Origin of the sequence: Tolypothrix tenuis PCC 7101 (assembly GCF_963874875.1) — a bacterium.
Classification (GTDB): domain Bacteria; phylum Cyanobacteriota; class Cyanobacteriia; order Cyanobacteriales; family Nostocaceae; genus Aulosira; species Aulosira tenue.
In genome coordinates this window covers 7,797,944-7,821,931 of sequence record NZ_CAWNJS010000001.1, presented here as the reverse complement: position 1 = coordinate 7,821,931, position 23,988 = coordinate 7,797,944, and the positions used below count along the sequence as shown (strand labels likewise).

Annotated in this window: 21 protein-coding genes and 1 tRNA gene; all 22 read left to right on the top strand. The window is 35.7% G+C overall.

Annotated elements, in window-relative coordinates:
* Positions 1-219 precede the first annotated feature (219 nt).
* Positions 220-1,017 (top strand): WecB/TagA/CpsF family glycosyltransferase, encoded by a 798-nt coding sequence (locus AACU25_RS30815; RefSeq protein ID WP_096582192.1) that lies wholly within the window; start codon positions 220-222, stop codon positions 1,015-1,017.
* A gap of 117 nt (positions 1,018-1,134) precedes the next feature.
* Positions 1,135-1,959, top strand: coding sequence for an ABC transporter permease (locus AACU25_RS30810; protein ID WP_096582190.1), 825 nt, complete (start codon positions 1,135-1,137; stop codon positions 1,957-1,959).
* Positions 1,960-1,974: 15 nt separating this feature from the next.
* Entirely contained in the window at positions 1,975-3,267 is a 1,293-nt protein-coding gene (locus tag AACU25_RS30805; RefSeq protein ID WP_096582188.1) for an ABC transporter ATP-binding protein, read from the top strand.
* A gap of 64 nt (positions 3,268-3,331) precedes the next feature.
* The gene (locus AACU25_RS30800) at positions 3,332-4,183 is read left to right on the top strand and encodes a methyltransferase domain-containing protein (protein ID WP_096582186.1); all 852 of its coding nucleotides are present in this window, start codon (positions 3,332-3,334) and stop codon (positions 4,181-4,183) included.
* A 17-nt stretch (positions 4,184-4,200) separates the two neighbouring features.
* A complete protein-coding gene (locus AACU25_RS30795; protein ID WP_096582184.1) occupies positions 4,201-5,220 on the top strand; it encodes a glycosyltransferase family 2 protein in 1,020 nt (339 codons plus the stop codon).
* Between the two features lie 18 nt (positions 5,221-5,238).
* Positions 5,239-6,180 (top strand): glycosyltransferase, encoded by a 942-nt coding sequence (locus AACU25_RS30790; protein ID WP_096582182.1) that lies wholly within the window; start codon positions 5,239-5,241, stop codon positions 6,178-6,180.
* 204 nt (positions 6,181-6,384) lie between these two features.
* On the top strand, positions 6,385-7,317 hold the full coding sequence (locus AACU25_RS30785; protein ID WP_096582180.1) for a class I SAM-dependent methyltransferase: 933 nt from the start codon (positions 6,385-6,387) through the stop codon (positions 7,315-7,317).
* Between the two features lie 250 nt (positions 7,318-7,567).
* On the top strand, positions 7,568-8,323 hold the full coding sequence (locus AACU25_RS30780) for a glycosyltransferase family 2 protein (protein ID WP_096582178.1): 756 nt from the start codon (positions 7,568-7,570) through the stop codon (positions 8,321-8,323).
* An 89-nt stretch (positions 8,324-8,412) separates the two neighbouring features.
* The gene (locus AACU25_RS30775) at positions 8,413-9,489 is read left to right on the top strand and encodes a glycosyltransferase family 4 protein (RefSeq protein WP_096582176.1); all 1,077 of its coding nucleotides are present in this window, start codon (positions 8,413-8,415) and stop codon (positions 9,487-9,489) included.
* A 53-nt stretch (positions 9,490-9,542) separates the two neighbouring features.
* A complete protein-coding gene (locus AACU25_RS30770; protein WP_096582174.1) occupies positions 9,543-10,757 on the top strand; it encodes a glycosyltransferase family 4 protein in 1,215 nt (404 codons plus the stop codon).
* 46 nt (positions 10,758-10,803) lie between these two features.
* A complete protein-coding gene (locus AACU25_RS30765; protein WP_096582172.1) occupies positions 10,804-11,598 on the top strand; it encodes a glycosyltransferase family 2 protein in 795 nt (264 codons plus the stop codon).
* 121 nt (positions 11,599-11,719) lie between these two features.
* Positions 11,720-12,685: a glycosyltransferase family 2 protein gene (locus tag AACU25_RS30760; protein ID WP_096582170.1), complete on the top strand. Its 966-nt coding sequence runs from the start codon at positions 11,720-11,722 to the stop codon at positions 12,683-12,685.
* An 84-nt stretch (positions 12,686-12,769) separates the two neighbouring features.
* The gene (glf, locus tag AACU25_RS30755; protein ID WP_096582168.1) at positions 12,770-13,897 is read left to right on the top strand and encodes a UDP-galactopyranose mutase; all 1,128 of its coding nucleotides are present in this window, start codon (positions 12,770-12,772) and stop codon (positions 13,895-13,897) included.
* A 46-nt stretch (positions 13,898-13,943) separates the two neighbouring features.
* Positions 13,944-15,053: a glycosyltransferase family 2 protein gene (locus tag AACU25_RS30750; RefSeq protein WP_096582166.1), complete on the top strand. Its 1,110-nt coding sequence runs from the start codon at positions 13,944-13,946 to the stop codon at positions 15,051-15,053.
* Between the two features lie 256 nt (positions 15,054-15,309).
* Positions 15,310-16,050 carry a class I SAM-dependent methyltransferase gene (locus AACU25_RS30745; protein ID WP_096582164.1) on the top strand — a complete coding sequence of 247 codons (741 nt, stop codon included), beginning with the start codon at positions 15,310-15,312 and terminating at the stop codon, positions 16,048-16,050.
* A gap of 44 nt (positions 16,051-16,094) precedes the next feature.
* Positions 16,095-17,276, top strand: coding sequence for a glycosyltransferase (locus tag AACU25_RS30740; protein WP_096582162.1), 1,182 nt, complete (start codon positions 16,095-16,097; stop codon positions 17,274-17,276).
* A 42-nt stretch (positions 17,277-17,318) separates the two neighbouring features.
* Positions 17,319-18,434 carry a glycosyltransferase family 4 protein gene (locus AACU25_RS30735; protein ID WP_096582160.1) on the top strand — a complete coding sequence of 372 codons (1,116 nt, stop codon included), beginning with the start codon at positions 17,319-17,321 and terminating at the stop codon, positions 18,432-18,434.
* Between the two features lie 83 nt (positions 18,435-18,517).
* Positions 18,518-19,765, top strand: coding sequence for a glycosyltransferase family 4 protein (locus AACU25_RS30730; RefSeq protein ID WP_096582158.1), 1,248 nt, complete (start codon positions 18,518-18,520; stop codon positions 19,763-19,765).
* 142 nt (positions 19,766-19,907) lie between these two features.
* Positions 19,908-21,014, top strand: coding sequence for an acyltransferase family protein (locus tag AACU25_RS30725; RefSeq protein ID WP_096582156.1), 1,107 nt, complete (start codon positions 19,908-19,910; stop codon positions 21,012-21,014).
* A gap of 60 nt (positions 21,015-21,074) precedes the next feature.
* On the top strand, positions 21,075-22,190 hold the full coding sequence (locus AACU25_RS30720) for a glycosyltransferase family 4 protein (protein WP_096582154.1): 1,116 nt from the start codon (positions 21,075-21,077) through the stop codon (positions 22,188-22,190).
* A gap of 104 nt (positions 22,191-22,294) precedes the next feature.
* On the top strand, positions 22,295-23,701 hold the full coding sequence (locus AACU25_RS30715) for a hypothetical protein (protein WP_096582152.1): 1,407 nt from the start codon (positions 22,295-22,297) through the stop codon (positions 23,699-23,701).
* 143 nt (positions 23,702-23,844) lie between these two features.
* Positions 23,845-23,916, top strand: a tRNA-Gln gene (locus AACU25_RS30710).
* Positions 23,917-23,988 lie beyond the last annotated feature (72 nt).

The window sequence follows — 23,988 nt, the reverse complement described above, 5'->3', positions numbered from 1 at the left end:
GAAAAGCCTCAGATAAGCTTGTAAACTAAGATACGAGAAACGCATGTTTTAAAAATACCAGGGTAACCAGAATCTTACTGATAAAGCTATTGCATCTCCATGTGTATGAGTCAGACCATGCCAAGAACTGAGAAGAAAGTCAGCAATAGGATCACCTGATTGTTCCACAGTTGGCAATGAACTAATTGATGTTTAGGATTTTTGACACAGGAGGAATTTATGGGAGAGGTAAAATTAGTACCTACTCAAAAAGTTCTGGATTTTCCCATTACTGCATTAACTTTTGAAAACCAAATACAAACAATACTGAAGTGGGCGATCGCTCGAGAGAGTAAAACAGTCTGCGTTGCCAATGTACATATGCTCATGGAAGCTCATTGGAATCCCGAGTTTGCTAGAGTACTAAAAAATGCAGATGTCGTCACTCCTGATGGAATGCCGTTAGTTTGGATGATGCGGCGGATGGGTGCGAGTTCCCAAGACCGCGTAGCCGGAATGGATATTCTACAAGGATTATGTAAGCTAGCTCAAAGACAAAATGTCAGTGTTTTCTTTCTAGGTTCCCAAACCGAAATCCTTGCCAGAATGCGGCAAAGGCTAGAGCAAGAATTTCCCAACCTGAAAATAGCAGCGATGGAAGCTTTACCCTTCCGTCCTCTGACTGAAACTGAAGACGCAGATTTGATCAAAAAAATCAATAAAAGTGGTGCAGGTCTAGTCTTTGTATCTTTAGGATGTCCAAAACAAGAAAACTGGATGGCTCAACACAAAGGTAAAATTCAAGCCGTAATGATTGGAGTCGGCGGAGTTTTCCCAGTTTACGCAGGAATCCATAAGCGCGCACCTCGCTTAATTAGAGAGTTAGGTTTTGAGTGGCTTTATCGCTGGATTCAAGAACCGCGCCGTCTCTGGAGCCGTTATATGACAACAATTCCACCTTTTATGTGGCTGGCTACAAAACAGTTACTCTCATCCAGTCGTTTTGCAGAAGTCTTCCTGAATGGAACAGGAGATTGAAGAATCATATTTGCGTAAGTACCAGAAGAAGTATCTTTTGGGAAAAATGCAGATTTTGCAGATTTGCAAACAATTACATACTGCTCATATATAGTCATACGACTTACGACTAAGTAAATGAATAATAGAGAACTCATCATTGAGGCAGGTCGAACTGAGAACCAGTATTGGAAAGACCTGTGGAAATACAGAGAGTTATTTTACTTTCTAGCATGGCGCGATATTTTAGTGCGCTATAAACAAACAGTAATTGGGTTTGCATGGGCCTTAATTCGACCATTTTTAACAATGGTAGTATTCACAATCGTATTTGGTAATATTGCCAAGTTACCTTCAGGGGGTGCGCCTTACCCGATATTGGTATTCTCGGCTTTGTTACCTTGGCAGTTTTTTTCCAATGCGCTGAGTGAATGTAGCAACAGCTTGATAGCAAATGCTAACCTAATTTCTAAAGTTTACTTTCCTCGCTTGATTGTACCTACCAGTTCGGTAATTGTAAGCTTTGTAGACTTCATGATTTCTGGCATGATTCTGTTAGCGTTGATGGCATGGTACAACTTTGTGCCCGACTGGCGAATTTTGACACTGCCAATATTTATATTGATTGGATTTGCCGCATCAATGGGTGCAGGATTATGGTTAGCAGCATTGAATGTAGAGTACCGAGATTTCCGCTACATTGTGCCCTTTATTGTTCAGTTTGGTTTATATATTTCACCTGTAGGTTTCAGTAGTAGTGTTGTGCCAGAACAGTGGCGCTTACTCTACTCAATCAATCCAATGGTAGGGGTAATTGATGGCTTTCGTTGGGCAATCTTAGGAGGAGAAGCAAGCATTTATTTACCAGGATTTGCTTTATCGGTAGGACTAGTTGCCCTAGTTTTTTTTAGCGGAATTTGGTATTTCCGCAAGATGGAACGGAAATTTGCTGATGTGATTTAGCAAGGAGTTGATTGCGTGTCTGATACAATAATTCGAGTTGAGAATCTGAGTAAAAAGTACATTATTAGTCATCAAAAAGAAGTCAACAGCAAAAACAAAACCTTGCGAGATTCTATTACTAAAGGAGTTGACTCGCTAAGTAAAAGACTTTTTAAACCTTCTGTTCAGCAAATATATAATCCCAATCGTGAAGAATTTTGGGCTTTGAAGGATGTTTCATTTGAAATTAAGCAGGGTGAAAGAGTTGGTATTATTGGGCGTAATGGCGCAGGCAAATCAACATTATTAAAAATATTAAGCCGAATTGTAGAGCCAACTAGTGGTAGGATTGGCATTCAAGGAAGGATAGCAAGTTTATTAGAAGTTGGTACAGGGTTTCATCCAGAATTGACAGGCAGAGAAAATATTTATCTCAACGGTGCAATTTTGGGGATGAGCAAGATTGAAATTCAACGCAAGTTTGATGAGATTGTTGATTTTGCAGAAGTAGAAAAATTTTTAGATACGCCAGTAAAGCGATATTCATCTGGTATGTATGTGCGTTTAGCGTTTGCGGTGGCGGCGCATCTGGAACCAGAAGTTTTAATTGTAGATGAAGTTTTAGCTGTTGGAGATGCTCAGTTTCAAAAGAAATGTTTGGGCAAAATGCAGAATGTGGCTTCTGAAGGAAGGACTGTAATTTTCGTTAGTCATCAAATGGCAGCTATTAGTAATTTGTGTTCATCCGGATTGATGCTTCAAAGTGGTGAATTAATTTTTTATGGGAAAACAGAAGATGCAATTAAACGTTATTTAGAAGCTTCAATTCAAAGTCAACAAGAAGCTGAAAGAAATTTACAAGCTTTTCGTCCATCTTGGGCAAAACCTTTTATCACTTCTGCACGAGTTTTAGATTCAAATGGGCGTGAGCAAACCAGCTATCCTCTAGGTTCAGATATCACGTTTGAAATGACATTTGATGCAACAAATATTACAAAAATAACAGATCCTGTGATGGGTGTTGTAATCAATCATGCAGTGTTTGGCACTATTGGTGGTGTAAACACCCGAATGACAGGTTTTGAAACTAATGGTAATTCTTATGAATCGGCTACTATGTGTTGCACACTTAAAAATCCTCCTTTTCTTCAAGGAGAATACACAGTAGATATATGGTTAGGTAATGGATCTATTGATGTTGACACTTTAAGTGGGTATTTAAGTTTTCGTATAGAAGAGACAGATATATATGGAACTGGTCGTACTCCATTCGCCAATATGGGAGTTATTTTTCTTGAGCCTGATTGGGAAATTATTCCATCAGACTAAATTTTCAATATCAACGTTAGTTTTATAACTATAAATTCGATTTTTGCAGTAATTGGAGATAAAAATGCAAACATTAAAGAAAACTGAGAAAGATTACTATACCAAAGATTTTTATAATCAACTTCATGATTATGCACAGGAATCTGCTGAGGTAATAGTTCCTCTAATTTTAAAGATTCTGCATTGTAATCAGGTAATTGATGTTGGATGTGGAGATGGGACATGGTTAAAGCTTTTTCAAGAAAATGGAGTTAAAGAAATATTAGGAGTTGATGGTAGTTATGTTGATGAAAATACTTTATTGATTCCGAAGCAAAACTTTATACCTTATGATTTAAAAGCACCTTTAAAAATAGACAAAAAATTTGATTTAGCTATGTCTTTAGAGGTTGCTGAACATTTGCCGGAAGATTGTGCAGAATTATTCGTTAATTCTCTAGTAAATCTTAGTTCTGTGGTTTTATTCTCGGCAGCAATACCTCATCAGGGTGGAGATAACCATATTAATGAGCAGTGGCAAGATTATTGGGCAGAAAAATTTAGAAAAAGGGATTATGTGGCTATTGATTATATTCGACCAAAACTTTGGAATAACTCTAAAGTAGCTTATTGGTATCGGCAAAACATATTACTATTTATTCATTCCAGTTACTTGGAGAATAATCATATTTTAGAGAAAAAGCTCAAAAATTTTATAGTAGAAAATAGCACATCACTTTCTGTGATTCATCCAGTTTTTTATCTAGTTAAAATAGGTGAAATAAATTTTCAAGATAGCAACAAAGTAGACTTATCTTTACCTAGAATTCAAGAACTCAATAAGGAAAAAATAAGTAATACCACTAAAGTGAAAAAAGAATCAGGAATGTTCTCTAAATTGAAGAGAATAATTAATCGTTTTAAAACAAAGAATTAGCTGCACTTAAGACTGCCATGAACGAGCCACATCCTTACCGCGCAACTATTGTACCAGTCCCAGAGGGAATACCACGTCCTCTTTGGTCAGTGATGATTCCTACCTACAATTGTGCAAACTATCTACGCGAAACACTAGTAAGTGTGTTGGCGCAAGATCCAGGGACAGAAGTAATGCAGATTGAGGTCATTGATGACCATTCAACAAAAGATGATCCCGAAGCTGTTGTTAGAGAACTAGCAGGCGATCGCGTTAGTTTTTACCGTCAACCAGAGAATGTAGGTTATATCAAAAATTTTGAGACTTGTTTGCAGCGATCGCGTGGACAGTTAATTCATCTACTGCACGGCGATGATTGCGTCAGAGATGGCTTTTATCGGAAGCTTCAACGTGGCTTTGAAGAAAATGTTGATATTGGGGCAGCTTTTTGTCGCCATATACACATAGATGAGCAAGGAAATCCAATTTGGACTTCCTATCTAGAACAGCCAGAAAGTGGAACTTTGAGCAATTGGTTAGAGCGAATTGCTGTCAAGCAGCTGATTCAAGCGCCATCGATTGTTGTGCGACGTGATGTTTACGAGCAACTAGGCGGGTTTGACCGCCGTATGTCCTGTTGGGGCGAAGACTGGGAAATGTGGGTTCGTATTGCTGTTCATTATCCAGTATGGTACGAAGTTGAGCCACTTGCTTTATACCGCAGAGGTGCTACTTCATTAACTGGAAAATCTGTACGGACTGGTAAGAATATTCAAGATTTTCGTCAGGCAGTTAATATTGTGCGGGAATATTTGCCAAGCAAATCTGCTAATAAACTTTCAAGAACAGCATTAAGAAACTATGCCTTTTATGCACTCAATTCTGCAAAAGATTTTCTGAGCGCAGGTGATAGTTATGGCGCTAGGAACCAACTGCGGGAAGCTTTAAACTGTGACTTGTCAATTGCAATAGTGAGAGCTTCTATCAAGTTGATGATCCCAATTTTTCGCCTGATGATTTTATCGGGGCTACCTTGGAGACAGCCTGCCAATTCATAATTTAATTATTTTGTACTTATGAAACTATCTTTAAGCGTCATTATCTGTACTCACAATCCTCGGCGTAATTATCTTGATAAAGTTTTAAGTGCTTTACAAGCTCAGACATTGCCAGTAGAACAGTGGGAACTTTTATTAGTAGACAACGCCAGTGACCAAATTCTGTCTTCAGAAATAGATTTAAGCTGGCATCCTCAATCTCGCCATATTAGAGAAGAACAACTAGGTTTAACTCCTGCACGTTTAAGAGGTATTAGAGAAGCAACAGCAGAAACTTTAATATTCGTTGATGATGATAATGTTTTAGATTCAGAATATTTGGAAATTGCTTTACGAATTAGTAAAGATTATCCATTTATAGGTGCTTGGGGTGGACAAATTAAGGGTGAATTCGAAGTTCAACCTCCTGAATGGACAAAGCCTTATTTGCCTTTTTTAGCTATTCGAGAATTTCAAGAAGATAAATGGTCAAATTTACTTCATCAGTACGAAACAACACCATGTGGTGCTGGAATTTGTGTTCGGAAAATTGTAGCTGAAAAATATCGTGATATAGTAGGCACTGACTTAAAAAGACTAGGATTAGATAGGCAGGGAAAGATGCTAATGAGTGGTGGAGATTCAGATTTAGCATTTACAGCTTGCGATATTGGATTAGGTACTGGTCAGTTTAAAGATTTAAAAGTAATCCATCTAATACCTGCTAACCGTTTAGGAGAAGAATATATAGTAAAACTCATCGAAGGGATGACATATTCTCATGTAATACTAGACTCGTTTCGAGGGAAATTGCCCAATATACAGAAGCAATCATGGCGAAGAAAATTAAATGAATATTATCAAATTTCAAAGTTAAATCCCATAGATCGTCGGATTTATGAAGCTAGAAAAAAAGCACAATTATTAGGAATAGAAGAAATTTTAAATTCTCAGATACAAGGACAAGGCTTTTCATCTTGAATAATTAAACTTATTGTGCATTTAATGCTGAAGAATATCCAGTATAACTACAGGCTAAAAGATACATCGATTTGTATCAGCAAATTTTGTAAAATGCATAATTAATAGCTCGCAACTTAATGTAGAAAACACAAAATTTCTCAACGTTTATTCAAAGATTTAGTACTCATTGATGAAGCAATTTATTTAATAGAAGTAGGCATCATGAGCAAAGTTAAAACATTAGTCTATAGTATTCCCGGAATTCGTAAGTTGTCTACCTTTATTAAACAGGGTTACGACATTGATAATTTATACTCTTCTCCATTTGTCAAAAATTTTCCACCTGGCCATTTCTATTCTCCTATTCCTAATCTCAGTGATGTACTAGACAAAGAAGAGCTAATTTTTAAATACAAAAAAGAATTCCCTGGTGTAGATTTAAGGCAAGAAGAGCAACTGCAAATGCTTGATTCGCTTGCTATCTATTATAAAGAATTACCTTTTTCAGAAGAACCAAATACATCTTGTCGATATTACTATCAAAATCGATTTTTTTGCTACTCAGACGCAATTATTTTATATGCTATGTTGCGTCATTTAAAGCCTAAAAAAGTGATTGAGGTTGGCTCTGGCTTTTCTTCAGCAGTTATGCTGGACACAAATGAAGGCTTTCTGGGTAGCGCTGTAAATTTTACATTTATCGAACCTTACCCTGAACGTCTTTATAATTTATTAAATGAACAAGATAAGCTTCAGCATCAAGTGATTGAGAAACCAGTTCAAGAAGTTGATATAGATTTATATCAAATGCTAGATGCGGGTGATATCTTATTTATCGATTCATCACACGTAGTTAAAATTGGTAGTGATGTTGCACATATCATTTTCGAGATACTTCCTCGGCTGAAACCAGGAGTGATTGTACATTTTCACGATATTTTTTGTTCATTTGAGTATCCAAAAGAGTGGCTGGAAGAGGGAAGAGCATGGAATGAAGGTTACTTCTTGAGAGCTTTTCTTCAATATAATTCCGTCTTTCAGATTTTATACTTTAACTCATTTATGGGTGAATTTTATCAACAGGAACTTAAGCACAAAATGCCTTTGTGTTTACGCAATACTGGCGGTAGTCTCTGGTTGAAAAAAGCTGTATAAAAACTATGCGATCACATGAGTAAAACTGCCGAGCGATCGCAATTTCTAAATAGTCCATATATTTACAAATTAACTAAGATATATAGACTTATATCAGCAGATAATCCATATATTAATTAGCGATAATCAATTGGTTATAACTATTTTTGAATTTACCAAATTTTTTCCGCAATCCCAATAAAAATTTGACAAAAATTAGTATACTGCTTTCTATAATTTAAACAACGCCACAATATCAATTAATAGACAGATGATTAGCATTATTACTCCAGTTTATAACGGTGAAAAATTTATTGAATCATGCATCAAAGTAGTCATTGACCAAAAATGCCCTGAAGTTGAACATATTATTGTAGATGGAGGTTCCACAGACCTTACCGTAGAAATTATCAACCATTATGCAGAAAATTATTCACATATTCGATGGATTTCTGAAAAAGATCAAGGACAATCAGATGCTATGAATAAAGGAGTTTTAGCTGCAAAAGGAGAAATAATTGGAATTTTGAACGTTGATGATTTTTATAATTATAACGTGTTAAATAGAATACTAGAAATTTTCAAAACCTTGCCAGATCCAAGTTTTGTGGTTGGTAATTGTAATGTCTTAAATGAGGAAGATAAAATTATACATATCAACAAACCTCAAAATTTAAATATCATACCTATATTACTTAAACAAGCTCCTCATCCTTTTAATCCTTCGGCTTATTTTTATCACAAGAAACTACATGAAGTTATAGGATTATACGATATTAATGAACATTACGTCATGGACTTAGATTTTATATTTAAAGCAATTCGAGGAGCAGAAAAAGTAAAGTATGTAGATGAAATTTGGGGGAATTATCGCTCAATAGAAGGAACAAAAACAAGTTTAACTAAGCTTAATGGTCAACATACCCAGCTTGCTAACTACATCAGAAAAAAGCATATAAAAAAGCTACCCCTACTTCAACAGTGCCAAGTAGCCTATATCTACTTGTTAAGCAAACTCAAAAAGTGAGGAGAAAATAGCAAATATAAAAAATTATCTTGTCTTGTGTGGAAATAGATAATTTTATGAACACCTAAATAACAGCAATTTAAGTTAATATGGAAAATTTAAAATCAATTTTTATTCCCAAAGCAAGTGATGATAATCCTTACCAGAATCAGCTTATTGCTAACTTAGGGAAATTCAATATTCAAGTAGTAAGAGAAAATAATAATTTTCTATTTTTATCTACTGTGATTTCCAACTGGAAACCAGATATTGTACATTTACACTGGTTGGAACCTCTATTTTTAGTACCTAGTGAAAATTCAATTAAGTCTTTTATAAAAGCTGTAATATTTATAATTCAAATAATTATTTTAAGAATTCTAGGAATAAAAATTGTTTGGACAGTACATAATCTCAAAAACCATGAAAATATAAATTTATTTTTAGATTGGATATGCAGTATTTCTGTTATTAAATTTTCTAATGCTATTATTACTCATTGTCAAGTAGCTAAAGAAGAAGTTATAGAAAAATTCTCTGTAAAAAATAAGGATAAGATATTTGTTGTTCCACATGGTAATTATATAGACTGTTACGAAAACAAAATTGAAAAAGTAGTTGCACGAGCAGCCTTAGGTTTTAACGATTCCGATATTGTTTTTCTTTTCCTGGGTTTGATTAGACCTTACAAAGGTCTTTCTGAACTGATTGATACATTCAAAGAATTAGATAGTGAAAAGACTCAACTAGTTATAGCAGGCAAGATTTATAAAGATAGTCTAGAAATGAAAAATTTGCTGGCGCAAAAGTTAGCTAACGCCCAAAACATTAAGTTAATTCCAGGTTTTGTTCCCAACAATCAGATTCAACTCTACATGAATGCTTGTGATGTAGTTGTTTTTCCATATCGAGATATTTTGACATCTGGGGCCGTTCTTCTAGCAATGTCCTTCGGTAAAGCCTGTATTGCACCACGCAAAGGGTGTATTGGAGAAGTGCTTGATGACGCAGGTGCTTTTTTATATGAGATAGACGATGAAAATGGCTTAATGAAAACTATGAAACTGGCATTAGAGAAACACGCGAATTTATCAACTATGGGACAGCATAATCGACAGTTAGCTGAAAAGTACAACTGGAGATATATTGCTGAAATTACAAATGATATATATCGGTCTTGTCTTTAAGGAAATTATTTATTGATATGTAAATATACTTACTATGACTTTTTATTTGAATTATGAAAGTAGTTTTTATTACTCATTTTCCCAACTTGTATGGTGCCAATCGTTCCCTTCTAAACTTAATAGATGGATTAAAAAAATATGGTGTTGTACCTTATGTTATCTCTCCTTTTGAGGGTCAATTTACTGAGACTTTAAAACTTCGCAATATAGAATTTGCTATTGTTCCTATCCAATGGTGGGCAGATAAATTTGAATCTGCAGGTAACTTTGTTCACAAGTCATACCGAATAGCTGCATTTTATCCTAAAGCTTTTAAACGTCTTTATTTAAACCTTCAGCTAATTCCTTCGTTAGCAGATATCGTAAAGGAATGGAATGTTGATCTGGTGTATACAAATTCCTCCACGACTCCTGCAGGTGCATTACTGGCAGAGAAACTTCAAATACCACATATTTGGCATCTTAGAGAATTTCTCGATCTAGACTACAATTTACACCTTGATTGGGGAAAGTTATTATGTAATTTTTTTATTCAAAAATCTGATGCACAAATTGCTATTTCTAAAGCGATTCGCAACCATTTTTCAAGTAGAGGTTCTAAAGAGCGTATGCATGTTGTATATAACGGTATCGCTTCAACTTTAGAATTAGAACGTTTATATAAACTAGGAAATGATTCTTTGCGAGTTGATAAAGTATTTACTTTTGCCTTAGTTGGTTTAATTCATGCTAATAAAGGTCAAGATATAGCAATTAAAGCTTTGTCAATACTAACTCAAACTTTTTCTCAAGTACGTCTATTAATAGTTGGTGATGCTTCTGGCGATCAACTCGCTCAACTTAAAAAATTAGCTGAAGATTTAGGTGTTTCAAATCAAGTTGAATTTTGGGGTTATCTAGACGATCCATATCAAGCCTATCTAGCTTCAGATGTGGTTTTGATGTGTTCTAAAAACGAAGGGATGGGTAGAGTTACCGTAGAAGCAATGTCTGTTTGTCGTCCTGTGATTGGTTATGATAATGCCGGAACATCAGAGATTATTCAACATGAATATACTGGTCTGCTATATCGAGGCGATCATGAGGCGCTTGCAGCATGTATGAAGCAACTTATTGAAAATCCTGACTGGGCAAAGCAGCTAGGAATGAACGCATGGAAGAGAGTTTTTGAAGAGTACAGTATAGAAACTTATTCTCAGAAAATTTATGAAATTTTACTATCAGTGGTTACACAGCATAATAGTTCAAAACAATTAATACATATTTAGTATCTCGCTCTTGGCAAATATTGTTTTTAATCCTTAGAGGTAAAGCATGATTAGCATTATCACCCCAGTTTATAACGGCGATCGCTTCATTGAAGACTGCATCAAAAATGTTATTGATCAAAACTGTACTAATGTTGAACATATTATTGTCGATGGGGGCTCCACAGATAGAACTGTAGAAATTATTAAAAATTATGCAGAACAATATCCACATATTAGATGGATATCTGAAAAAGATAAGGGACAGTCGGATGCCATGAATAAAGGTATTACCCTAGCGGAGGGAGAGATTATCGGATTTCTGAATGTAGATGACTATTATGAATCGGATGTTTTAAATAGAGTCATAGAAATTTTTAAGACCTTACCCGATCCTAGCTTCCTCGTGGGTAACTGTAACTTATGGAACGATAGAGGTGAGCTTTTTCAAATTAATAAGCCACGGAGAATGCAGTTTAATGATTTATTGTTGGGATGGCATATAAACCCTTTCCCGGCAAACCCATCCGCATATTTTTATCATAGTTCAATACATCAAATAATCGGTTTATACGATGTTGATGATCATGATGCTATGGATTTACATTTCCTCTTACAAGTAGTGCAAATTGCTACAGTTAAATATGTAGATGAAACTTGGGGAAATTTCCAAGTAATCAAAGGCACAAAGACCTACAATAGTAATCAAAGTGGTCAGACGCTAGAGCGTATAGAGCGAATTCTAAATACTTATCGCCAGAAACTTCCCTTATCTCAGCAATTAAAATTAGCGTTTAAAGGTAAGTTGTTGACAAAGAAAAAAGGTATTGAACGTAGGATAAAAAGCTATTTGCAAACATAACTATTTGTATTAAGTTTGGAGCAATCTCTTGATGGTATGTCCTCACTTATTACAAATATTAATTAGAAACAAATTTTCTTTGCATAGCTAAATCAATTTTAGAAGTCAAGAGAGAAAGCTTGTGAATCCTAGAGTCTCTATTATTATCCCTGCTTATAACACCGATAGCTACATCAAAAAAGCAATAGAATCTGCATTAGGTCAGACTGAGCCAAGCATTGAAGTCATCGTAGTTGATGATGCTTCTACAGACAATACTGTAGAAGTGGTGAGAACTTTTAGAGATCAGCGCCTTAAACTATTAGTTAATGAAAATAATAAAGGGCCAAGTTACTCACGTAACCGTGCTCTAAAAGAGGCAAAAGGCGAATGGGTTGCTCTACTAGATTCAGATGACTGGTATGCACCAAACAGATTAGAAAAGCTGTTGCAAGTAGCTGATCGAGAAAATGCAGACTTGATTGCAGATGATATGCATTTAATCGAAGATGATACAGATTACTCTCATAATACATATTTTTCTGGAAAAAAAATAAACTTTAAAACTCCGCTCAAGATAGATGCTACATATTTTATAGATTTAAGCCTCGGCATCACAAAGCCTTTAATAAAACGTGAATTTTTAATTGATCATAATCTGGAATTTAATGAAGAATTGAAGTATGGAGAAGACCTTTTTCTTTTCTTATTGTGTTTAGTTAATGGAGCTTGCTTCACAATTGTGCCGGAATCTTATTATTTTTACCGTAGTCGTACAGGGTCACTTATGACTGAACAGACACAATTTTATGAGCAAGCCTACAATACAAATCTATATCTTTTACAGCAAGAATTTACCAAGAAAAATCCAAAAATAGCAGCTTCTTTATATCGGCGTTTATCAGAAATGAAGCTACTGAGAGCATTTTATAAAGTCAAACCATACATAAAAAAAAGGGATTTTTTAAATGCATGGATTGTAGCCATGCAAAATCCAATTTTCTTTTGGGCATTATGCGTCAGGATACCAATAATTTTAAATTACCATCTTTCTCGTCGCCTATCGCTTTTAACTCAAATTTTCACAAATCAAAAGACTCAGCATTGAAACTATGAATCAATTAAATATACGCAAAAAATTGAATAGACCAAAACATAACTCAGCCATCCTATTAATAAAGGAGACTCTATTATGAAAACTGATTGGCTGATTATAGGTGCTGGGTACTCAGCCTGCGTGCTAGCTGAACGAATTGCTACTCAACTTGCACAAAGGGTACTGATAGTGGAACAGAGAGACCATATCGGCGGTAATGCTTACGATTACTACAACGAACATGGCATTTTAGTTCATAAGTACGGCCCTCATATTTTTCACACCAAATCTAAAAAAGTTTGGGATTATCTTTCACAATTTACAGAATGGAGAAATTACTATCATCATGTTCTGGGAGTAGTAGAAGGTAAAAAGGTTCCTATCCCTTTTAATTTGAACTCTCTTTATGCGCTATTCCCTCCAAAATATGCAGAAAAGCTAGAAAATTTGTTGCTAGAGCACTTCGGTTTTGGAGTCAAGATACCTATTCTGAAGCTGCGTGAAAGTGCTAGCGGAGATTTAAGCTTTTTAGCCGATTACATTTATCAAAATATCTTTCTCCATTACACCATGAAGCAGTGGGGTGTAAAACCAGAAGAACTAGATAGGGGAGTAACAGGACGTGTTCCAGTTTACATAAGTCGGGATAACCGTTATTTTCAAGACCCTTACCAAGCTATGCCTAAGCTGGGTTATACCGAAATGTTCCGTAAAATTCTAGCTCATCCTAACATTAAGGTACTCCTAAATACAGATTACCGCGAGATTATCAATGATGTAAAGTTTAACCGAATACTTTGTACAGGGCCAATAGATACCTTTTTTGATTATATGTATGGCGAACTGCCCTATCGTAGTCTGCGCTTTCAATTTGAGACTCTAGATCAAGAATGGTATCAAGAAGTTGGTACAGTCAACTACCCCAATGATTACGATATTACACGCATCACCGAGCAAAAATATTTGTCGGGACAAACATCTCCTAAAACTACCTTGGTAAGGGAATATCCTCAAGCTTATGTACCGGGCAAAAACGATCCTTATTATCCTATCCTCAACGAAGAAAACCGCGATCGCTTGAATTTGTATTTAAAAGAAGTAGAAAAACTCAACGGTACAGTAATATTTGCAGGCAGGCTGGGAGACTATAAGTACTATGACATGGATCAAGCCGTAGTGCGGGCTCTGGGTTTATTTGAGAAAGAAATAGCAAATTCGATTTAGCAATCAATACACAGATTTCATCAATTAAAATCTTAGGATTCAGCAAATGCAACAATTGCAAACTCACAATTTACAACCAATAGAACTACCTCAACTGCCAGATAGGCCTTTAATATCAGTTTTAGTTCCCAACTACAACTATGCAAAATATATTGGCGAAACTTTAGACAGCGCTCTTCAACAAACTTACACCAATTTTGAAATCATAGTTTGTGATGATGGCTCCAAAGATAACTCTTGTGAAGTTATCGAAGGTTATCTTCAAAAAGATTCCCGAATCAAGTTGATCCGCAAACAAAATGGAGGTGTTGCCACAGCATTAAATACAGCTTATAGCCACAGTCAGGGTGAAATCATTTGCCTGTTAGATGCCGATGACATCTGGATGAATAATAAGTTACAGAAAATTCTGGAGGTATTCAGACTTAACCCTAAATGTGGCTTTGCCATTCATAATGTAATTCAAATTGATGGACAAGGTAATTTCTTAAAATCAACTCCTATGTTTAGGCGTTTGGCTTCAGGGTGGATGGGTCAGTCTGCTTTACAAAATGGTGGATTTGTTGACAATATTCCTCCAGCATCTGCTTTAAGTATCAGACGCGAAGTAGCTAACTATATCTTTCCCCTAAACGAAGCATTTGTACGGAATGCAGACAGTTTAATATTCCGTTTTGCTCCATTTATCACAGTAATCGGTTCAGCACCGGAAGTGCTGAGTAAGTTTCGCTTACATGGAGCAAATACTACTAGCCAAACAACTGTGACAGCAGATTTTTTAGAGAAAGAGCAAGTCACTTTAGCCCGTATACATCAAGAACAAAAACTGTTTCTCCAAAAAAATTATGGTACAGCAATTGCAGATAGCCTAACAGATTTGCATTTTAGTGTTGCAGTCTGTCATGATCTTTATTTACTAGCTCGCTTTAAGCATTTATCTAAGTTAGAGCGCAGGAAAATACACCAACAGCTTGTGACTCATCCCAATTTTAACAATTGGTCTGTAGCTCAACAGTGGCTATTTCGCTGGGGTGAGTATTTACCAGATAATATTTTTCAAAAGTGGTTTGATCTGATCTATGGACAGAGTCGTCTCAAGCGTTTGATCAAAGGGCTAATTGACAGAAAGTTTGCTCTAACTTATCTAAGTGCATAGCTTCATTTGCCATTACCTTAAAAAGTTAAAAAGAGGCGTGGTTCAAGGCACTCATTTCAGCAAGTATGATGGAGTAGAGAGAGTAGGGAGGAAGCTATTAATAGCTTTTTTTACAAGTAATAAACAAGCAGAAATAGATATTAATCCATCCCTAACTTTACTATTGCTAGCCCAGCTTACTGAATGCGATCGCTATTGCAATTTCCTAAGAACTTGCCAATTCTAAACAGAATTTATGGTTTGGAGGCCAAATTTTATGTCTTTAAAAATTACGTCTACACGTAATACCACAGGAGAGATTTATGAGCGATATAATGAAATCTCTTGTAGACCAACAGTTAAAGATCATAAAGCTAAAGAAAAAATTTGTAAATCCTTCCAACGTTCTTTAAAGCATTGGTTACCTATAGATAGGTCGCTCAAAATCTTAGACGTGGCTTGTGGCGAGGGAGCTTTATTAACTTTCTTAAAAGAAAAAGGATATAAGAATCTTTCGGGGTTCGATATTTCTGAGCAAAATGTAGCTATTTGCCATGAATTAGGATTAACATTTGTGCAAAAATTTAATGCAGAACAACTCAATAAATTCAGAGATGTAGAAAAGTATGATGTCATTTTTGCCCTAGATATTTTGGAACATTTACCAAAGCAATCAGCCAATAAATTTATCAAGCAAATTAGAGAAAAATTGAAACCCAATGGCTGCCTTGTGATTCAAACACCTAATATGGGTAGTATATTTAGTTGTTTGTGCAGATATAATGACCTGACTCACGAATTTGGAGTAACAGAACACTCTCTTCTCCATCTTTTATTACTAGGTGGATTTGATGCTAATAAAGTTGAGATCAAGCCACAGTGGTCTGCATCAACAGTCTTGGGACGCTTCAAAGAAACTTACTTGTGTTTACTACACCAACTCATTTTTATTGCCGAAGGAGCAGGTCGTCCTAGAATACCCACAAAAAACCTCATGGCTCGAGCATATCGCTCTTAGCAGTCATGCAAAATTATGTTCAAATATAGTGAAAATTGCCCACAATGACGAACTCTAAGCTGCGTGTACTTTTTGTTAGTCACGCTTATGTAGTTGGTGTAAACCAAGGTAAGCTGAATGCGATCGCCCAAACGGGTCAAGTTGAAATCGGCTTACTGACTCCTAGCAACTGGAAAGCGTTGGAGTGGAATCGCCAGTTTGAAGTAGAAAAACCCTATCCCAACATTCAAGTTTATACAGCACCTGTAATGTTTTCTGGTCGTGGAGGTGCTCATGTCTATACACCTTGGCATCTGTGGCAAGTTCTGCAGGATTTTCAACCTGATATAGTGCAAGTGGAAGAAGAAGTATTCTCACTTTGTACTTTTGAGTTAGCAATTTGGAGCAGAATCACAGGCAAGCCAATGGTTGTATTTGGCTGGGAAAATATGGATCGCAGCTTACCTATTGCGCGTCGCTGGGTACGTCAATTTGTCATGAATACAGCCAAGTTGATGCTTCCAGGTAATCAAGATGGAGCTAATTTATTACGGCAATGGGGCTATACCGGACTGATGGAAGTTATGCCACAGATGGGAGTGGATACTCAATTATTTAGTCCGCGATCGCCTGAAAATAAATCTGAAAATAAAAATGAGGAATTCCACATTGGATTTCTCGGTAGATTAGTGCCTGAAAAGGGTGTGGATACTATATTTGGCGCTGCACGACTACTGAAAGAAAAAGGACTCAACACCCGGATTATTATCTGTGGTTCTGGTTCCTATGAAGAAGTGCTCAAACAAGAAGCGCAAAAACAGCAAATAGCTGATTTAGTAGTTTGGCGTGGATCAGTTCGTCATGAGCAAGCACCCGAAGCAATTAGTAAATTTGATGTTTTAGTTCTGCCTTCGTTAACTGCTGCTACATGGAAAGAGCAATTTGGTCATGTCTTAATTGAAGCGATGGCAATGGGTGTTCCTGTAGTAGGCTCTAGTAGTGGTGAAATTGCCAACGTCATTGCTCGTTCCGATTTGGTATTTCCAGAGGGCGAATCAGCAGGATTAGCAACAATTTTAGAGCGAATGATTCGCAATCCGAATTGGCGACAAGAGTTAAAGCAACATGGTATGGCTAGAGTTAATCAGCATTATAGCCATGAAAGAATCGCTGAACGTTTAATCAACCTTTGGCAACCTCTCATCCGACAAACTAGCATTCATGCCTATGCTATGAACAAAAGTTGAGGTTAATTGAAAGTTGGAGTGTGATGCTAAGGGGAATTAATCATGCGTGTAATTATTGTGCGTACCATGCAAGAGTTCAGCATGGATGTCTATGCCAATGGGATTATTTCAGGTTTAAAAACTGTCAGACCTGACTGGGAAATTGTGGATTTAGCACCGTGTAATTACGATAGAACAAGTTCTTCTCTTTTGCTAAGAGTTATAAAATACTATGAGCGCTTTTGGCGCTTTCCTAGGTTGGTAAGGCAACAATCAGCAGATGTTTTCCATATTATTGAACCTGCAGAAGCTCATATTGTTTATTGGTTACAAAAAACTGCTAAAACTGTTGTTGTTACTTGCCATGATTTAATCAACTTTTATTACTCAGGCAATCTTCAAGGTTCGGTGCAATTGCCATTTGTGAGTAAAAATGTCTGGCTATTTGCTGTCAAAGGCATGAAATATGCCAATCACATATTTTCTGTTTCTTGTGTAACTGCTAAAGATACTACTAAATTATTAAATATAGAACCTGCCAAAATTACTGTAACTCCAAATGCTGTCGATCCTATATTTCGGCAGTTATCTCCATCTGAAATTGAATCTTTTTACCAAAATCATAGTTGCAATGCTCAAACAACTTATCTCCTAAATGTAGGAGCAAATCACCCTCGTAAAAATATTTTTACTATACTTGAATCTTTAAATATTTTAAAACAAAAAGAAATATCCTTTAAGTTTTGGAAAGTGGGAGCTGACTTTACAGATGAGCAAAAACAATATATTCAAGAGCATCAGTTAAAAAATTATATTACTTACTTTGGTAAGCCAGATAAAAAAACTCTAGTCGAAATATATAATGCTGCCGATATTCTGATAGCGCCTTCACTGCATGAAGGATTCGGCATCACAATTTTAGAAGCTATGGCTTGTGGCACTCCAGTTATTACTTCCAACACTTCAGCTATGCCGGAAGTAGCAGGAGATGCAGCTATTCTAGTTAATCCCCAAGAACCACAAGCAATCTCAGAAGCAGTAGTGCGATTGCAGAATGACGCAATATATTATCAAGAATTAGTCGATAAAGGACTGTCAAGAGCTAAATTATTTACCTGGGAAAAAACAGCAGAAAAACTAGCTGAGGTTTATGAAAAATTATTAGCTAATAAAAATTAAGGCCGCAAAATCTTTTTATTTAGCATCTGTTTGATGCAAATATCTAAATAACCTTGTTTACCAGACTGTATCTTTATCTGCTTATGAAAATATTAATTTCTGCTTATTCGTGTGAACCTGGAAAAGGCTCTGAGCGTGGTGTCGGCTGGAATGTGGTTTGGGAAGCTGCCAAATACAATGAAGTCTGGGTATTAACGCGACCTGATGAAAGTAAAGAAGCTATTGAAGCAGAGCTGGCTTCTCATCCAAATCCTAACTTGCACTTCATCTATTTTACCTTACCTATATTAGGTGGGCTGTGGCGCTTAGGGTCGAATGGGGCAATGCAAATCCATTACTATCTCTGGCAGATACAAGCATACTTTGTAGCTCGGAGATTGCATCGTGAAATTGGTTTCGATGTTGCACATCATGTAACGTTTGTTAAATATTCCAATCCCAGCTTTTTATCATTATTGCCCATTCCCTTTATATGGGGGCCTGTTGGTGGTGGGGAAACTGCGCCCAAGGCATTTTGGCAGGATTTTGACTTTCGCGCCAAAGCTTACGAAGCAGCACGTATTATCTCTCGTTCTTTAGGGGAACTCGATCCGTTTGTACATATAACTGCAAGAAAAAGTGCTGTAGTCAGAGCCACAACTGAAGATACAGCTAAAAAGTTGTATAAAATGGGCGTGAAATCTGTAGATATTATTTCGGAATCAGGTTTACTTACAGAAGAAATCTCTGCACTTAACCAATACCCAATCCCTAATCAACAACCTGTCAGATTTATTAGTATGGGCAGACTTTTGCATTGGAAAGGTTTTCACTTAGGGTTACGAGCTTTTGCAAAAGCCAACCTAACAGAAGCAGAATATTGGATTGTTGGGGATGGCCCAGAATGGGAACGATTGCAAAGCATGGCAAACCATTTAGGTATTGCACATCAAGTGAAATTTTGGGGTAGATTACCCCGCGAAAAGACTCTTGAAAATTTAGGAAATTGTCATGTATTAGTTCACCCTAGTTTACATGATTCTGGTGGATGGGTATGTATTGAAGCTATGGCAACAGGCCGCCCAGTTGTCTGTTTAGATTTGGGAGGCCCAGCGCAGCAGGTAACAAAAGAGACTGGCTTCAAAATTGCGGCAATTAATCCTGAGCAAGCAGTTGACGATATGTCAAAAGCCTTGATTACCTTAGCTAAAGATCCAGAACTGCGCGTCCGCATGGGACAAGCGGGACGACAGTTAGTTCGAGATACTTATAGTTGGCAGGTTATGGGTAAACGACTTGCTCAAGTCTATGAAGAAGTCATATCTTTTCAAAAACCAAAAGTACTTAACTGAGCTAAATTTTTGAACCTAAAAACCAATTAGTAATACTACACCTTGCAAAAAAATTGCTTAAAACCAAACAAAAAGACTGTTCAAATATTGATAGGTAATAAATGATATAGTGTTTAACTATAAAATATTCGAGGACAGTAAAATGGAGAAGAAAGCAAGATTTGCAGGAATAGATTTATGTCGTGGTATTGCAGCATATGGTGTTGTTTTATTGCATTCTGGTGATAAAAGTTGGGCTACAGTAAACCCTTTATCTGCAAAGCTTTCATATTTATTTGATTTTCCTGTACCTTTCTTCTTAGCTACCTCATTTTATTTACTAATTTGTAGGCTTAATCCTGATTTTTCATGGAATTATTGGCAAGTTCGATTACGGCGTATTTTCCTTCCCTATATTATCTGGACAGGAATATTTTTGCTAGTTAAAACAATAATGTTTTTAGCATTAGATCAGGATAACAAGCTAGAGGAATTATTTAAAGATCCATTTTCAATAATTTTTTATGGAGGAGCAGCAATTCAGTTATATTTTTTACCGTTACTGCTAGTAGGAACTTCACTTATGATATTTGCTTCGTACTTTGATAAAATAAATATTCATATTATATTCCCATTTATTTTAGCTTTATTAAGCCTTATATCGTACCACTTACTGATTGAAAGTAACAATGCATTTTTATTAGGGCCTAACATAGCTTCTCAAAATTTGCTAGGCAAACTAGAATTAATCCCTAACTCTAGCCAGGTCAATGAATTGCTGAGATTGATTTCTGTAATAACTGCTTGGTTAGTGAGATGTATGCCTTACTTTTTTATTGCTATAACATGGAAATTTATTCTGTTTAAAACCAATTTTACATTACCAGTATCAAAATTTACTGCTACTATTTTAGCATTCTTGATATTTTGTATTATCGACTTATTTAGGGATTTATTTTTACCTAGTGGCTTTAGAGAAGTTTTATTAGGATACTCTCTACTAGCATTTGGCATTGCTTTGTCTCAGCATTTAAGTAACAACAGGTTTATAAGAAATCTGGGTTTATGCTCTTTTGGAATTTACTTATTTCACCCTTTAGCAATTAATTTTATGGAAATTTTAATTAAAAAAATACAACCTCATATTCTAGAACAAGTAACCATTTTCTCTCAAATGATATTTTCTTTACCTAGTTTTTTTATTAGCTGGCTAGCTGTACATTTGCTAATGAAAAATAGAACTATTGCTAAATATTTATTTAGTGCTTAGTTCATTACTAAAAAAATACAACATTTTATCTGAATCAATAATCAGTCATTTAATCAAATCATGCATCTTTTAATTGCTGCTTTACACAGACCAACAAAACCTACTGGAGTTTGTAGACATGCTGCAAATCTTGCAAAATGCCTAGCTGACACAGACAAAGTTAGCAAAGTTAGTTTGATTATCGGTTCATGGCAAAAAGCATATTTTGAAGAATCTTTTTCTATAGAATCAGAAAAAATTAAATTGGTAATTGTAGATCTTAATAATACCGCCCTCCAAAGAAATGTTTGGTATTTATGGGGTTTACCACAACTTGCCAGACAACATTATGCAGATTTAATTCATCTTTCATTTCCGCTACCGTTTATTCGGCAACTGTTTCCATGTCCTGTGGTAACTACTATTCATGATTTATATCCTTATGAGTATCCTGAAAATTTCGGCTACCCTAATGTAATATTTAACCAACTGTTTTTAAAGCAATGTATTAGTAATAGTGATGGATTATCTTGTGTTTCTCAATCTACTTTAGATAAATTACAAGAATATTTTCCTAAAATTGAAAAGCGCAAACAAACTGCTGTAATTTATAATTATGTAGATTTTAGCCATGTTACTTCTCAAGCTATCAAATCTACTAATATTAAATCACCTTTTTTATTAGCTGTTGCCCAGCATCGCAAAAATAAAAATTTAGATATTCTCATCAAATCATATCATCTATTATTAAATAATAACCAAATAAACGATGCTACTCAGTTAATTATTGTAGGTAGTACTGGCCCAGAAACAGAAAATATTCATAATCAAATCCCAGCACTTTCTCTACAAGACCGTATTCTACTGATGACATCAATAAAAGATGAGGAACTACGTTGGTTGTATGAGAATTGTCAGCTTTTGGTTGTACCGTCTTCAACAGAAGGCTTTTGTTTGCCTTTAGCTGAAGCATTATCTCTTGCTTGTAAAGTAGTCTGCTCTAATATTCCTATATTTAGAGAAATTGGGAATGATAATTGCAATTATTTTGGATTAGAGGGAGATGTAACCCAAAATCTTGCTAACGCAATTACTAAATCCCTATCTAATCAGGATTCTGATGCAATTGTTCCAGATCAACGTTTTAGCAAAATAAACACTGCAAATCAATATCTCAAATTTTATGATATGATTTAAAATATTTTTTTAAATATTTTTAACAACCAAGGCTGATTAAGCCTTGTTGTGGAAAAATTAATTGATAATCTATCAATTAATCAACTGAAATTTGTGGAAAATCTATGGATAGCTTGGTTCATGAATCACTAATTTATCAAAAAAAGAAACCTGGATATGTTAAAAACATATTTTTAATATTATTAGCCTTTGCCAGTGCTTTTTATCCTCGGATTATTAATGCAGCTGGTGCCCCATCAATTATAAATTTTGTTCATTTTCTAATAGTTCCTGTTGTATTACTAATTGTTATAACTAGTACTTCTACAAGAAATCGAGTACAGATAAAATTTGCGCGGGAAATTCTGGCTGGATTATTGGTCTTATTAGGCGTAATGGTAGCCAGTGCGCTATTAAATGGTGCAGGTTTTATTAATGTAGCCTTAGATTTTATATTACTGACTGAACCTTTTATGCTATTGCTAGCGATATCATGTCTGCCGCTATCAATAGCCAGTTGGAAAAAATTAAGGTCTTTTACTTTAGCATCCGCAGTTATTAATATAGTTTTGGCGATCGCGCAATACTTCCTGCTAATTACAGGGATAATGAAATATTCTAGATATTCATTATTAGATAACGTACAAGGTGTATTCTACTTATCGGGAGCCGGGAATTATGTATCTGTTTCAGTTTCAGTAAGCGTTGCTTTATACTATTTTATAAATACTAAAACCGCCCCTCTGTGGTGGCGAGTTTTTTGTATATTTGCTTCATTTTATCACCTAGTAGTTTCTGACTCTAAACAAATATTAGTAGTCTTTTTCCTGGCTTGGATAATATTAGTCCTAACTAAATTTAATGATTTTCGTAAACTGCTCTTATATTTTGTAGGAGTAGTTATTGTTATTGGAGGTTTCTTTTGGGCAATAGAAAATCTCGATATAGAAGCTTTAGCTGCATTTAAACATTGGGCAAATAGAACATCACTTTACATTCCTCCTGATGGAGAAGGTTATCAGGCTAAAATTGCAGGTATTCGTATGATATCTGGTTATTTTCGCTCTCCTTTGAATTGGTTGATCGGTTTAGGCCCTGGTCATACTGTGAGCAGACTAGGAGGATGGGTATTCCGGGATTATGCAACGCTGCTTGCTCCGTTAGGTGTTACCACTCATCCTGTAACAGAAGAAGTTTGGGCTTATGTCAACTCTAATTGGTTGGTTCTGGAATCTTCCCTGTTTATCCCTCTTTTCAGCTGGGCTGGTATTTGGGGCGATTTAGGCTTTGTGGGTTTACTTACCTATCTGTATTTGGGATATATCGTTTGGAGCCGTATGTGTCGTGACGATTTAAGCAAACTCCTAATGCTGACTTTGTTTATTTACGGACTGATCATTACTCAAATGGAGGAACCAGGCCAAACAATGATTGTAGCTATTTTGATTGGTTTGCAATGGCATCAGCGACAAATGAGCAGGCAATCGCTTGATCCTCTAGCACAACTAGAAGCTAATGAAACCAGTCGCTAATTTTATACTAATGTCATGAATATTGACAGTATATTCACTATGTTTCCATAAAGCAAAGCAAATAATCTTAAATTTTTTTTGCTCAAAGTACTTGACACTAACCCAGCAGTAGCTGCTATATTATCTAAAGTGCAATCTTGCATTGGGGCGTAGCCAAGTGGTAAGGCAGCGGGTTTTGGTCCCGCCATCCCTAGGTTCGAATCCTAGCGCCCCAGTTAAACAGTTAGTTCAAAAATAAGAACCAAAAATTTTTGTAGAGGTTCCACAGTGTACTCAAAATACCATTG

Bases quoted from the DNA above. Each gene is read 5' to 3' on its own strand.
- AACU25_RS30815 (WP_096582192.1), top strand. From the start codon at position 220: ATGGGAGAGGTAAAATTAGTACCTACTCAAAAAGTTCTGGATTTTCCC.
- AACU25_RS30810 (WP_096582190.1), top strand. From the start codon at position 1,135: ATGAATAATAGAGAACTCATCATTGAGGCAGGTCGAACTGAGAACCAG.
- AACU25_RS30800 (WP_096582186.1), top strand. From the start codon at position 3,332: ATGCAAACATTAAAGAAAACTGAGAAAGATTACTATACCAAAGATTTT.
- AACU25_RS30795 (WP_096582184.1), top strand. From the start codon at position 4,201: ATGAACGAGCCACATCCTTACCGCGCAACTATTGTACCAGTCCCAGAG.
- AACU25_RS30790 (WP_096582182.1), top strand. From the start codon at position 5,239: ATGAAACTATCTTTAAGCGTCATTATCTGTACTCACAATCCTCGGCGT.
- AACU25_RS30785 (WP_096582180.1), top strand. From the start codon at position 6,385: ATGAGCAAAGTTAAAACATTAGTCTATAGTATTCCCGGAATTCGTAAG.
- AACU25_RS30780 (WP_096582178.1), top strand. From the start codon at position 7,568: ATGATTAGCATTATTACTCCAGTTTATAACGGTGAAAAATTTATTGAA.
- AACU25_RS30775 (WP_096582176.1), top strand. From the start codon at position 8,413: ATGGAAAATTTAAAATCAATTTTTATTCCCAAAGCAAGTGATGATAAT.
- AACU25_RS30770 (WP_096582174.1), top strand. From the start codon at position 9,543: ATGAAAGTAGTTTTTATTACTCATTTTCCCAACTTGTATGGTGCCAAT.
- AACU25_RS30765 (WP_096582172.1), top strand. From the start codon at position 10,804: ATGATTAGCATTATCACCCCAGTTTATAACGGCGATCGCTTCATTGAA.
- glf (WP_096582168.1), top strand. From the start codon at position 12,770: ATGAAAACTGATTGGCTGATTATAGGTGCTGGGTACTCAGCCTGCGTG.
- AACU25_RS30750 (WP_096582166.1), top strand. From the start codon at position 13,944: ATGCAACAATTGCAAACTCACAATTTACAACCAATAGAACTACCTCAA.
- AACU25_RS30745 (WP_096582164.1), top strand. From the start codon at position 15,310: ATGTCTTTAAAAATTACGTCTACACGTAATACCACAGGAGAGATTTAT.
- AACU25_RS30740 (WP_096582162.1), top strand. From the start codon at position 16,095: ATGACGAACTCTAAGCTGCGTGTACTTTTTGTTAGTCACGCTTATGTA.
- AACU25_RS30735 (WP_096582160.1), top strand. From the start codon at position 17,319: ATGCGTGTAATTATTGTGCGTACCATGCAAGAGTTCAGCATGGATGTC.
- AACU25_RS30730 (WP_096582158.1), top strand. From the start codon at position 18,518: ATGAAAATATTAATTTCTGCTTATTCGTGTGAACCTGGAAAAGGCTCT.
- AACU25_RS30725 (WP_096582156.1), top strand. From the start codon at position 19,908: ATGGAGAAGAAAGCAAGATTTGCAGGAATAGATTTATGTCGTGGTATT.
- AACU25_RS30720 (WP_096582154.1), top strand. From the start codon at position 21,075: ATGCATCTTTTAATTGCTGCTTTACACAGACCAACAAAACCTACTGGA.
- AACU25_RS30715 (WP_096582152.1), top strand. From the start codon at position 22,295: ATGGATAGCTTGGTTCATGAATCACTAATTTATCAAAAAAAGAAACCT.